Source organism: Sphingomonas sp. dw_22 (genome assembly GCF_018449795.1).
Lineage (GTDB): Bacteria > Pseudomonadota > Alphaproteobacteria > Sphingomonadales > Sphingomonadaceae > Sphingomonas.
This window is the reverse complement of the sequence record NZ_JAAVVE010000018.1, coordinates 24,404-36,837: the sequence shown is the minus strand read 5'-3', so window position 1 is coordinate 36,837 and position 12,434 is coordinate 24,404. Positions and strand designations below refer to the sequence as shown.

The following is a 12,434-nucleotide window of genomic DNA, read 5'->3' as shown; positions in this document are numbered from 1 at the left end:
ATGACAAGCCGGTCAGGACAGGCGATAGACTGCTTGGGGGTGGCTATCGGCTGGCGGAAGGCAAGTTCCAGTCGATCCGCACCGGCTTCGAACGCCGCGACACGCCGCTTTCATCGAACGCCTCGACCGCGACCCAATAGCCCTGCCCCACGTCGAGCGCGCGCAGGTCCAGCGCCGTCCCCTGATCGGCCCAGCGCTGATAGGTGAGCGTCAGCCGATCGGGCCGGATGCCCCACAGCACATTATAGCCGACCGCGCCCTTCACCGGCCTCCAGGCGATACGCGCATTGCGCTGGTCCGCGTCGCGCCGGGCCGTCACGCCCCCCGGCATCGCCGGCGCCTTGCCGGCCGCCGAGCCGAACACGCGGATGTCGCCGATCGCCAGATTGGCTGCGCCGACATGGCCGTGGACATAGCGGACGTAGCGCGCCCTCACCGGCGCCGGCAGCTCGAAATAGGCGTTGGGCCGGTCGCGGCGCGGCGCCTCGGTCCTGGCCAGCGGCGCCCAGTGCGTGCCGTCGAGCGAGGATTGCAGCGCGAACTCGGTGTAGATGTCGTCCGCATCGGCGAACCGTCCGGACTTGTAGTCGGCGAAATCGACCTGCACCGCCCGCAGCGTCCTGGCCCCGCCCAGATCGACCGTCAGCGTCTCGCCCGGCCGGTTGGCGCCCGCCACCCAGAAAGTCCGCGGATTCTCGTCGGTCACCCGGTCCGCGGCAAACTCTCCGAGCGTCGAGGAAGCCGTCACCGCCTTCTTGTAGGAAAGCAGCATCCAGCCGGTGAACAGGCTGTCCGGATTCTCGATCTTGGAGGTCGGCACATAATGGGGAAAGTCGCCGAACCGGGTCGAGACCGACATCTGCCCATCGGCTGCGAAATGCGCGGGCCACATGCCGATGCGCCGCTCGAACGTCCAGTTATAGCCGATCCACGGCGTGCCGGTGTTCCACCAATTGCCGTGTACGTCCTGGAAGGTCGATCCGTGCCCCGCCCCCTGGACGAACCCGCCGGGCTTGTAGGCGACCGGATTGTATGGCGCGTACTCGAACGGCCCCAGCGGCTTGTCCGAGACGTAAGTGCCGTTGGCATAAGCGTTATATTCGGTCCCCGGCGCGCCGTACTGGAGATAGTAGCGCCCACCCACCTTGGTCATCCAGGCGCCCTCCATGAAGGGCTTGATCGGCGTGCCGTCGGGCAGGCTGCCCGAATGATCCTGGCCGAACCGCTCCCAGCCGTGCCGCTCCGGATGCAGCGCCAGCATCGCCTGGGCCTGCCCCTTGTAGATCAGCCGCCCATCCTTGAACGCGATCTCGATGCCATAGAGCGGAAAGACGTTCGACGAGTTCCAGTAGAGATACCATTTCCCGTCATCGTCCTTGAACAGCGCGGGATCCCACGGCCCCGGCGGCACCTGTCCCGGCTTGATCCTATCCTCGAACCCGCCCGGGACGGCGCCCGGCAGTTCCGGCATCCGCCGCACGAAGAAGTCGAGCCTGCCCGTCTCCGGCGCAGTGCTGGAGAGGATCGATTCCGGCCGGGTCATCGAGGGCTGGATCAGGATCCGCTCGCCGTCCGACCACACCGCCGGCGCGACGATCGACTGGAACGGCCAGCGGCTCGGCGTGATGAAGGTCCAGTCGATCAGGTCGGTCGAGCGCCAGTATCCGTCGGCCAGCGTCTGGAACAGGTAATAGGCGCCCTTGAACTGGACCACGGCGGGATCAGCCCCGGTCCGGTACGAGACGCCCTCGTTCATCTGCTCGAAATTGTAGCGGTAATCGATGTCGAGCGGATTGATGTACGTCCGCTTCGGCGCCTGGGCCTGGACGGCGGTGCCCGCAAGCAGGCTGAGCAGAAGGAGGGACGCGCGCTTCATTTCGAACGAGGCGGGGCTCCCGAAAGAGCCCCGCCAGACCGGATCAGAAGCGATAGCCGAGGCGGAACTGGATGCGCCGCGGCAGGGTGAGCACGTTGCTGCCGATCCGCGCCGGCTCGAGCGGGTCCGTCACCTGGCCCGTCTCAGGATTGATCGTGTTGTTGAACCCTGTGTCGAAGCCTTCGAAATTCTTGTTGTTGAAGACATTGAGCATATCGACCGCGGCCTCCACCTGGTCGCCGCCGAATATCGCGAGCTTCTTGGAGAGCGACACATTGACTTCGCAAAAGGCGAAGACGCCCTTGATGCAGTTCTTCTCCGGATAAGCGGCAGTGAAGCGGTTGAAGCCGGAATCGGCGCCGTTGGTGGAATCGACCACCTGAAACGCCTGGCCGGAGCCGAAGGTGCTGAGCGTCGAGAACTGGAAGCCCAGCGGCAGATCGACGATGCCCGACAGGACAAGGCGGTGCCGCTCATCGCCCGCTCGGGGACGCCAGCCATAATTATCGGGCGTCAGCGCATCGAGGCTGAACAGGTCGCCGCCGTTCTGCTCGCCCTTCGAATAGGTATAGGCAAGATTGAAGCCCCAGCCCGACGCCTCGGTGTAGTTCTTGTCGAGCGTGAAATAGATCGCCTTGTAGCGCGTATCGAGCCCGTCATAGCCAATCAGCACATTGGCATAGCCGAACGGAACGACCGGGGCGGTGTTGCAGCAGCCGCCCAGCCCGTTGTCATTCCGCGTCGCGAACAGATTGGTATAGCCGTTGCGGCCCCGCTGGTACGAGCCGGTAAGCGACGCCTGGAAGACGCCGATACGCTGGCGGACGCCAATGCTGACCTGATCGTTGACCGGCGGCTTGGCGTCGTTCTTGACGGCGAACAGTTCGGGCAGGCCGGCGCTCTGCGAGCTGTCGCGCAGGGCCAGCAGGCCTTCGCGCGTCAGATAGGATGGGTTCCACTGAACAGTCGGCAGGCCACCGCGCGGCTGGCCGTCCGCTGAGAAGCGGAACACGCCGATCGGATTGATCGTGCGCGAAAGCTCGTCGACGGTGTTGTTGAAGTTGTTGCGGTCATAATAACGGCCCAGCCCGCCGAAGATCACCGTCGAGCGATCGCCCTTGATATCCCACGAAAAGCCGAGGCGCGGCGCGATCGCGCCAGCGAACGGGCTGCGATCGTTGCCGTCGGTGATGTAGTTTTCAGGATTGAAATAGGACGTCGTCGGCAGGGCGCGCAGCGCAGCCGCCGCGGCAGCGGGCGTGCGATAGTCGTTGTTGAAGCCGTTCGTCTCATAATCCCAGCGCACGCCGATATTGAGCTGCAGCCGGCTCGTGATGTCCCAATCGTCCTGCACATACAGCCCGACCTGGGTGTCGGAGGCCAGGATCAGTCCGTTGCCCAGTCCCAGCCGCGCCTCTGCAGGGAAGGAGAAATTGAGATTATTCTGCGGCTCGCGCCGGAAGGTGTAGCGCGGCTGGATATTCGCCTGATTGGCGAATTCGATATCGGTGACCTCTACCCGGGCGCCGAACTTGATCGCGTGACCGTCAAACCCCGTATAGGTGAAGTCGTCACGGAGAGTGTGGCCCTTCTGAATCTCGCGGCGCGTGGAATCCTTGCCGCCGAATATGATTACGCCGTCATAGTCGAATGTCGGTAGATTCGGATTAACCGAAACCGGGTTGAACGTATAATCTAGATAGTTCGCATTGAATTCATTTACGAAGTTGTCACCGTTATAGGTCCATTTGAACAGATAGGTGTCGACCTTGTTGATCTTGTTCTCCGCATTCTCATAGGAGACGTTGCCACCGAAATTCTGGATGTCGGTTTCCTGACGACGACTGAACGACAATTCGAAGGTCTGGTGGCTGTCAGGCGTGAGCGTCAGCTTGCCGAAATAAAAGTCGCCGCGGAACGGGCTGACGAAAGAACCCTCGAAATCCGAGAGGCGACGGCCGGAGACCTGCTCGAACTCAGTGATCGCGTCCGCCGATCCGGTGCTGTCGACGTTGAGCGCGCGGTTCTGGTCGTTACCCTCATAGGCGGCGAAGAAGAACAGCTTGTCCTTCACGATCGGGCCGCCGAGCGAGATGCCGTATTGCTTGCGCTCGAACTCAGGCTCGGGGCGATTGTTGCGCTTGTCGAGATACGGCTTCTCGGTCAGCCCCTTGTCGGTATATTGGCCGAACGCCTCACCATGGAATTCGTTGGTGCCCGATTTGGTGACGGCGGTGATGATCGCCGATCCGGCCTGCTCATATTCCGCCTTGTAGTTCTGCGTCAGCACGCGGAACTCTTGGACGGCGAGTTGGCCGAACGGATTGCCGCGGCTGTTCTGCTGACCGGCGATGCCGCCTTCGCGCAGCTTGTTCTTCAGGCTGACGCCGTCGATGAAGACATTGACCTGGCTCGCGGTCGATGCGCCCGCTTGGATGCCCTTGCCGGTCTCGCCGTCATTGTAGCGCACGCCCGGGGCCAGCGCCGCGAAGGACAGGAAGTTGCGATCGGTCTGCGGCAGGATGCGGATCTGGTCCTGGCTCACATTGGTCGCGACCTCACTGGTGCGGGTCTCCGCCAGCCGCGATCCGACAACCACGATCTCGTCGCTGCCGACGGTCGCCGGCTCCGCAGCCGCGGCTTCCGCGGAGAGGATGGCAAGGTCGAGGTTCGCAGCCTGGCCGACGACGATCTGAACCAGCTTGCTCGCGGTCTGCTCGCCCGCGGTCGCAGTCACCTCATAGGTGGCGGGACGCAGGCCGGTCAGCGTGTAGTTGCCGTTCGCATCGGCGGCCACGCGGTAGCTCTGGTTGGTGCTCGTGTTGCGCGCCGTCACCGCCGCGCCGCCCGCCGCCGCACCGTCCGCGCCGGTTACATGGCCGCGCAGCGTACCGGTGGTCACCTGGGCCGAAGCCGCAACCGGCAGCATCACCGCGCCGCCGGCCAGCATCGTCGCCGCAGCGAGATACGCCCGCATCATCTTGGAATGCTTCACTTTATTCCTCCCCTAACCTGGTTGTAACCGGTTACATGTCCGCTTACGCGATTCTGTTATCTGACAACGATGTCAAAACCGACTTTGACCGCGAGTGTCAATCCTGCGCCAATGCTTGAGAACGTTCTTAGTTTCCGGAAAACCAGCGACCGTGCCCAAAGAGCAACACCTGCTCCGCGGCGCGTGTATCCGGCCCGGTTCGGGCCGGGCGTTTCTCAGACGTAATGCGGCTCGCCGCGCTCGTGCAGCGCCTCGTAGTGGACAAGCGCCGGCTCGGAGCCGAACGGTACCGGCTCGCCGCCCCGGAACGCCCATTCGCCGCGGTCGCAATCCTCGGCGCGGACATAGCCGTTGATGTAGAAACGGCGCTGGTGGGTCGAACGGTTGAGGCCCGAGCCATGGACCAGATACGGGCTCCACAGCGCGAAATCGCCGGGCTCCATCACCAGATCGATCGTGTCGTCCGCCGAAAGGCCCGCCGCTTGCAGCACCGCATCCTGCATCTCGGTGCCCAGTACCTCGGTAGAGGTATCCAGGCCGATCACGCCGTGGACATGGCTACCGGGAATGAACTTCATGCCGCCACTCTCGGGATTGTGCGGATCGATGGCGATGCCGGTCTGCACATAGGAGGTGCCGAGGTTCCGATAAGCCCATTCCGGACGGCGGAAGCGCGAATCCTGATGCCAGGCGAAATCACCCTTCGATCCCGGCGCCTTCCAGTGGAGCTGGTTGATGATCTGCTTGAGATCGCCGCCGATCAGCGGCGCGAGGATCCGGGCGATGCGCGGATCGGTCCGCACGCCGTTCAGCACCGGCTGATGATAGGACATCCACTGCGCCATCCGCACCAGCGGCGGCTGCGCGCCCTCGGCCGGGGCGACATTGTAGAAGAGGTTGCCATGACGGAAGCTGCGGCCATGCGCGATGCCCTCGGCCTCGACCTGGTCGATCGCGGCGCCGATCGCCTCGATCTCGGAGGGCGAGAACAGCCCGCGAATGATCGCATAGCCGTTGCGCCGATAGTCGGCGACATAGTCGTCCGCCTGCCCGATAGCCGCCATTGCCCACCTACTCCTTCCCCGGCTGTCTAAGGACCGGAAACGGTGGCGGCTAATAGCGTGGTCTGGGTTCGGAATTCCCTAAGGCTATAGCCGCGCCGCCAGATCGGGCGCGTCGGGGCCGGCGATCAGGTGCACCGTGCCGCCGATGATCGCCACCGCCCGGATACCCGCGCGGCGAAGCGCCGCCTCGTCGACCAGCCCGGGATCGCCGACCCTGGCGAGAACGCGCGTCGCACGCGCCTCGGCGGAGCGGAGATTGCCCTCGCCCAGCGCATGGGCAACCGCGGCGGCATCGATCTTCGCCGCCGGGCTTGCAGTCGGGCCGGACGCCATCGCTTCACGAACCTCACCCGCCACCCGATCGGCGATCGGTCCCATCACCACCTGGACGCGGCCGTCGGTGAGCTTCAGCACGCCACGCGCGCCGAGGCCCCGCAGCCCCGCCTCATCGACCCGGCCGGAATCGGTCAGCACCAGGCGCAGCCGGGTGGTGCAGGCATCGACGCTGCGGACATTCTCGCGCCCGCCCAGCGCCTGGACGATCCCGGCACCCCGCCCGCCAGCACCGACACCGGCCGCTGCCGCGATCGGCTCGTCGGTCTCGCGGCCCGGGGTCTTCAAATCGAAACGGCGGATGCACCAGCTGAACACCGCGTAATAGATGCCGAAATAGACGATCCCGACCGGAATCAGCAGCAGCGGCCGCGTCGCCAGCCCATAGTTCAGCACATAGTCAATCAGCCCCGCCGAGAAGCCGAAGCCCAGCTTCACGCCCAGCAGGTCCATCACCACCATCGCCACGCCGGTCAGCACCGCATGGACGACGTAGAGCATGGGCGCGAGGAAGATGAAGGTGAACTCGATCGGCTCGGTCACCCCGGTCAGCAGCGAGGTCAGCGCCAGGCTGAGCAGCAGGCCCCCAACTGCCTTGCGCCGAGCCGGCAAGGCGCTGCGGTACATCGCCAGGCAGGCGGCGGGCAGGCCGAACATCATCACCGGGAAGAAACCAGCCATGAAGCTGCCCGCGGTCGGATCGCCCGCGAAGAAGCGCTTGATGTCGCCGGTCGCGCCGTGGAAGTCGCCGAGCAGGAACCAGGCGACATTGTTGATGATGTGATGCAGGCCGGTAATCAGCAGCAGCCGGTTGAGCAGGCCATAGACGAACAGCCCGATCGGCCCCGCCCGAACCACCCATTGGCTCACCGTATCGATCCCGGCCTCGAACCAATGCGCGCCATAGCCGAAGATCGCCGCGCCGATCAGCCCGGCAAGGCCCGCCGCTATCGGCACGAAACGCCGCCCGGCGAAGAAAGCGAGATAATCCGGCAGCTTGATATTGGCGAAGCGATTGTAGAGCAGCCCGGAGACGACGCCCGCCAGGATGCCGATCGGCACGCTCAGATGCGATATCTCCTTCGCGCGCCACGCCGCCTGCTCGACCGGCAGCGCGTTCGCCATGCCCGGCGGCAGTTGCAGGAGCACCTTGGCGCCCTCAGTCGCGACCAGAAAGGCAACCACGCCAGCCAGCGACGCCGCGCCGTGATTCTCGCGCGCCAGCCCCACCGCGACGCCCGCGGCGAAGAGCAGGCCCAGGTTCGAGAAGATCGCATCGCCCGATGCCGCGATGAAGGGAATGCCGAGCATGTCCGCCTGGCCGAGCCGCAGCAGCAGCGCCGCGATCGGCAGCACCGCGATCGGCAGCATCAGCGCGCGACCAAGCGGCTGGAGCCGGGCAAGCACGCGCGAGGGGTGCAGCTTCATCGGATCGCCTCCCGGGCCAGTTCGCGTACGTCCGCCGCCGAGACCGCGTCGCAGGCGCGCTCGGCCAATGCCTGGCATGCGGCCATGTCGAGCGAACGCACGGCGGATTTGAGACCCGGCACCGCCGCCGGCGTCGCCGAGAGTTCGGTGATGCCGAGCCCGATCAGGATCGGCGCGGCGAGCGGATCGGACGCAAGACTGCCGCACACGCCCGCCCAACGCCCGGCATCGCGCGCGCCGCGCCCCACCTCGCGGATCAGCCGCAGCACAGCCGGGTGCAGCGCATCGATCCGCGCCGAAACCGAAGCATTCCCGCGATCGGCGGCGAGCGTATATTGCGTCAGGTCGTTGGTGCCGATCGACAGAAAATCCGCCTCGCGCGCGATCTGCCCGGCCAGCATCGCAGCGGCGGGAGTCTCGATCATCACGCCTAACTGAATCGCATCGGCGATGCCCAGTTCCGCCTTCACTGCATCGAGCATCGCCCGCACCGGACAGTAATCCCCCAGATCGGCGATCATCGGCAGCATGATCCGGCACTGGTCCGCCGGCACGCCGCGCAGGATCGCGCGGAGCTGGAGCCGCAGCAGGTCCGGCCGCGCCAGGCCCAGCCGGATGCCGCGCAGGCCGAGCGCCGGGTTCTCCTCCGCCGGCAGCGGCAGATAGGGCACCGGCTTGTCCCCGCCGATATCGAGCGTGCGCACGATCAGCGGGCGATCGCCCAGTGTGGCGGCGATCCGCGAATAGGTCTCGCGCTGCTCCTCCTCGCTTGGAGCCGTATCGCGTTCGAGGAACAGGAATTCGGTGCGCAGCAGACCGCAACCCTCCGCACCCGCATTCACCGCCGCCGCCGCATCGGCGACCGAACCCAGATTGGCGAAGACCTCGATCCGCGTACCGTCCGCCATGTGCGCTGGCGCGTGCGCCGCCGCGAGGTCGTTGGCACGCCGTTCGCGGGTTTCCGCCAGCCGCACGCTCGCGTCCGCCAGCGCCTCCGCGTCCGGATTCACCGCGATCGTTGCCGCGTCCGCGTCGAGGATCAGCGGCGTGCCGTCGGCAATCTCCAGCGCCGCCTCTCCCGCCGCGACGAGCATGGGAATGCCTGCCGAAGCCGCGAGGATCGCGACATGCGAGGTCGGCCCGCCCGCCGCGGTGATGATGCCGGCGAGATTGCCCGTATCAAGCGCCAGGAACTGAGACGGCAGCAGGTCTTCGGCGATCAGGATCGTACCCTTGGGCAAGGCAGGAACGCCCGGCCCCTCGCCGTCCAGCAGCACCGCGATCACCTGGCGCTCCAGATCGGTCAGGTCCGCGATCCGCTCCATCAGCAGCGCATCGCCCGTCGCGCGGATCGCAGCGGCGGCCTCGCGGCTCGCAGCGCGCCAGGCGAAGGCGGCGCTGCGTCCTTCGGCGATCAGGCGTTCGGCGGCGCGGACCAGATCGGGATCCTCCAGCAGCGCGCGGTGCGCCTCGGCGATCTCGGCGGCGCTGCCGCTCCTGCCTTCCAGGCTTGCGGCGACTTCGCCCAGCGCCTTGCCGAGCGCCGCCCGCTCGACCGCCGGACCTGCGCCGTTCTCGGGCACATCCTGGTCGGCCGCACGGAGCTGGAGCACCGTGCCGATCGCCAATCCCGGCGACGCCGTGACCGGCTGTCCTGCCCGCGCTGCCGGCTTCGGCGCAGGCGTCGCCGCGTCCTCACCCAGCCCCGACAGGATCAGATCGGCAACCGCATCCACCGCCGCGCGGGCATCGGCCCCGCTGCCGGCGATCCGCACTGTGTCACCATGTGCCACGCCCAGCCCGAGCAGCGCCACGGTGCTGCGCGCATTGGCCCGCCGCGTACCCTGCACCAGCTCAACTTCCGACAGGAACGGCCGCAGCGCCGCCGCGATCCGTGCCGCCGGGCGCGCATGGATGCCGTGCGCGGCGGACACCTGCACCTGCCGCTCATGGCGTTCCTCCGAAATAGGGGCCGAGGCCACGCCCCCATTACCACGCTCAAGCCGCGCAACCGGATCGCCCGCATCGACCAGCCGGCCGACCCGCTCCAGATGCAGCGTGAAACCCTCACTGGCGACCACCACTGGCGTAATCAGCGCCTTGGCCGCCTCGCCCACTGCGTCGAGGTCGAATTCGACCAACACATCGCCCAACGCCACGCGATCCCCGGCCGCAACCTTGGCCGCAAAGCCGCGCCCGTCCAGCGCCACGGTCTCCAGCCCGATATGCAGCAGCAGTTCCGCACCGTTCTCGAGCCGCAGCGTCACCGCATGCGCGCTTGCCGGCACCGAAAGCACTTCGCCCGCCGCCGGTGCGCGCAGCACGCCCTCGATCGGATCGACCGCGAAGCCGTCGCCCATCATCCGCTCGGCGAAGACCGCGTCGGGCACTTCCTCCAGCGGCGCGAGCCAGCCCGCGAAGGGCGCGGCCAGAATCACAGTGTCAGCGCTCATGGGATCAGCTCGACCGATTCGATCGCCCACATCGGTTCGACGCCCTTGGCCGTATAGCTGATGCACAGATCCTCATTGCCCGAACGCGGCTCGATCGGCGCGACCAGCCGCGTGAGTCCCGGATTGCCCACCGCCGGCGCCAGCGGCAGCACCGCGATCCGTGGTCCCTTGCAGGTACCGGCATAGACTTCGAACTCACCCGCAGGGGTCGCTGGCGGGCGGAATTTGATATGGTCGATATCGGCACCGATCTGGAAGTTGAACGGGATCTGCCCGACCTCGATCGCGATCTGCTTCACGCCGCCCACCGGCGCGCCCTCATAGATCCAGCAGGGATCGAAGATGTCGGTCAGGAACACCGCGCGCTTGCCCGTCGCCGGATAATCATCCTCCAGCGCGAGCACGACCTTGTTGGAGCAGGTCTTGAGTTCCTCGTCGCTGCGCCGGCGAACCGCGCGCGCGTCGACGCGCCGCGCGATTGCGCCGGGCGCCGGCTTGCCATCGAGAAAGGTCGACGCCTTGAGTTCGCTCGGCAGCTTCAGTCGGAACGGCGCGGCATAGAGCGGCGACGTCGCGATCACGAGGCTGCCGTCGGTCGTGTAGCGCATCTCCAGCCCGGCCTGGTTGGCGAGCGTCACCGTCACCCCGTCCTCGCCCGGCTTATAATCGAGCTTTGGCCGCACTTCCCAGGCGCTGAACGCCGAACGCAACCCCAGGGCGCGCATCCGCGCCATCTGCGGGATCACTCGCGTCACGAAGTCCGGGAAGCTGCGCGCGCCCTCGCGCGACCAGCCGATCTCGGCGACGGCGCTGGCGCGGGGGAAGGTCGCCCAGGCCGCCCGCGCCTCGGTGCGGACATGCTCGGTCCACAGGTTCGCCTGCAGCCCCAGGATATGATGCTGCTGCTCGGCCGGGATCGCATCCGGCGCGGGATCGAAATCATAGACCGTCTTCAGGTCGATCAGATTCCCCCGCCCCGGCGGCTCGGACGGCCCGAAGCCCTGGCGATTGTCGATATAGAGCGTCGGCGACGGGCTCAGCACCGCGTCATGCCCCGCCTTGGCCGCCGCGATCGCGCCGTCGATGCCGCGCCACGAGGTGATCGTCGCACCCTCGGGCATGCCGCCTTCGAGGATCTCGTCCCAGCCGATCAGCCGCCGCCCCTTGCCGCTGACGAACTTCTCGATCCGGTGGACGAACCAGCTCTGCAGCGCGGCCTCGTCCTTGATGCCGAGCGCCTTCATCCGCGCCTGGATCGCAGGCGAGGCCTTCCACTGGTCCTTCACCGCCTCGTCGCCGCCGACATGGACATAGCGCGACGGGAACAGCGCCATCACCTCGCCGAGCACCTCCTCCAGGAAGCCGAAGGTGCGATCGTCGATATTGTAGAGCCAGGGGAAGACGCCCCAGTCGCTCTCGGTGCCCGACGGGATCGGCGTCCCGGTGCCGAGCCAGGGATAGGCCCGGATCGCCGCCAGCGCATGGCCGGGCATCTCGATCTCGGGCACGATCGTCACGCTGCGTTTCGCCGCATAGGCGACGATCTCGCGGATCTCGGCCTGGGTGTAGAAGCCCCCCACCTTGGGCAGCCGCGGCGCGCTGGGCGCGGTGGCGGGTTCGCGCCACGCGGAAACCTCGGTGAGCTTCGGATATTTGGGGATCTCGATCCGCCAGCCCTGATCGTCCACCAGATGCCAGTGGAGCGTGTTGAGCTTATTGACCGCCATCCAGTCGATCAGGTGCCGCACATAATCGGGCGACTGGAAATGCCGCGCGCTGTCGAGCATCAGCCCGCGCCAGTGGAAGCGCGGCGTGTCGCTCACGGTGAAGCCCGGAACAGTGACCGCGCCCTGTCCTGCTTCCTGCGTCATCGCCTGCCACAGGGTGACCGCACCATAGAGCAGCCCGGCATCGTCGCCCGCGGTGATCGTCGCGCCCGCGCCGGTCACCTCGAGCCGATAGGATTCCGCATCGCCGGTCGGCCCCCGGCGGAAACGGATCGCCAGCCCCTTGCCGCTCGCCACGATCGCCGGCGCGAACCCCCGCGAATCCTTCACCAGCGCCGCCAGCCGCTCGGCCGCGTTGCGCGCGCCGCTGTCGTCGCTCGCCGCCACGATAGCCGTGCCGGGAGCGATCCGGAACGCCCCATCCGCCGCCTTCAGCTCGACCGGCACCGGCAGCAGCCGGGGCAATTGCGCCGCGGCGGGCGGCGAGGGCAGCGCCGCCAGCAGCGCGATGAGCAGATATCGATAGGGCTTCACGCGGTCACATCCCCGGCCGGTCGA

The 12,434-nt window shown here is 66.8% G+C and carries 6 protein-coding genes; all 6 read right to left on the bottom strand.

Annotated elements, in window-relative coordinates; all coding sequences use genetic code 11:
* Nucleotides 1–43: 43 nt before the first annotated feature.
* The 6 genes from HB724_RS10230 to HB724_RS10205 all read right to left on the bottom strand — a co-directional run bounded on the left by HB724_RS10230 (nucleotide 44) and on the right by HB724_RS10205 (nucleotide 12,410).
* Nucleotides 44–1,876: a family 43 glycosylhydrolase gene (locus tag HB724_RS10230; RefSeq protein WP_213980828.1), complete on the bottom strand. Its 1,833-nt coding sequence runs from the start codon at nucleotides 1,874–1,876 to the stop codon at nucleotides 44–46.
* A 43-nt stretch (nucleotides 1,877–1,919) separates the two neighbouring features.
* Nucleotides 1,920–4,871, bottom strand: coding sequence for a carboxypeptidase regulatory-like domain-containing protein (locus tag HB724_RS10225; RefSeq protein WP_346344712.1), 2,952 nt, complete (start codon nucleotides 4,869–4,871; stop codon nucleotides 1,920–1,922).
* A 215-nt stretch (nucleotides 4,872–5,086) separates the two neighbouring features.
* The gene (locus HB724_RS10220; protein WP_213980827.1) at nucleotides 5,087–5,935 is read right to left on the bottom strand and encodes a phytanoyl-CoA dioxygenase family protein; all 849 of its coding nucleotides are present in this window, start codon (nucleotides 5,933–5,935) and stop codon (nucleotides 5,087–5,089) included.
* Nucleotides 5,936–6,019: 84 nt separating this feature from the next.
* Nucleotides 6,020–7,696: an N-acetylglucosamine-specific PTS transporter subunit IIBC gene (gene nagE, locus HB724_RS10215; protein WP_213980826.1), complete on the bottom strand. Its 1,677-nt coding sequence runs from the start codon at nucleotides 7,694–7,696 to the stop codon at nucleotides 6,020–6,022.
* Nucleotides 7,693–10,149, bottom strand: a complete 2,457-nt coding sequence (gene ptsP, locus HB724_RS10210) for a phosphoenolpyruvate--protein phosphotransferase (RefSeq protein WP_213980825.1) — start codon at nucleotides 10,147–10,149, stop codon at nucleotides 7,693–7,695. Before ptsP ends, nagE begins: the two co-directional genes overlap by 4 nt.
* Complete coding sequence (locus HB724_RS10205) at nucleotides 10,146–12,410, bottom strand: family 20 glycosylhydrolase (RefSeq protein WP_213980824.1); 2,265 nt, start codon at nucleotides 12,408–12,410, stop codon at nucleotides 10,146–10,148. Before HB724_RS10205 ends, ptsP begins: the two co-directional genes overlap by 4 nt.
* Nucleotides 12,411–12,434 lie beyond the last annotated feature (24 nt).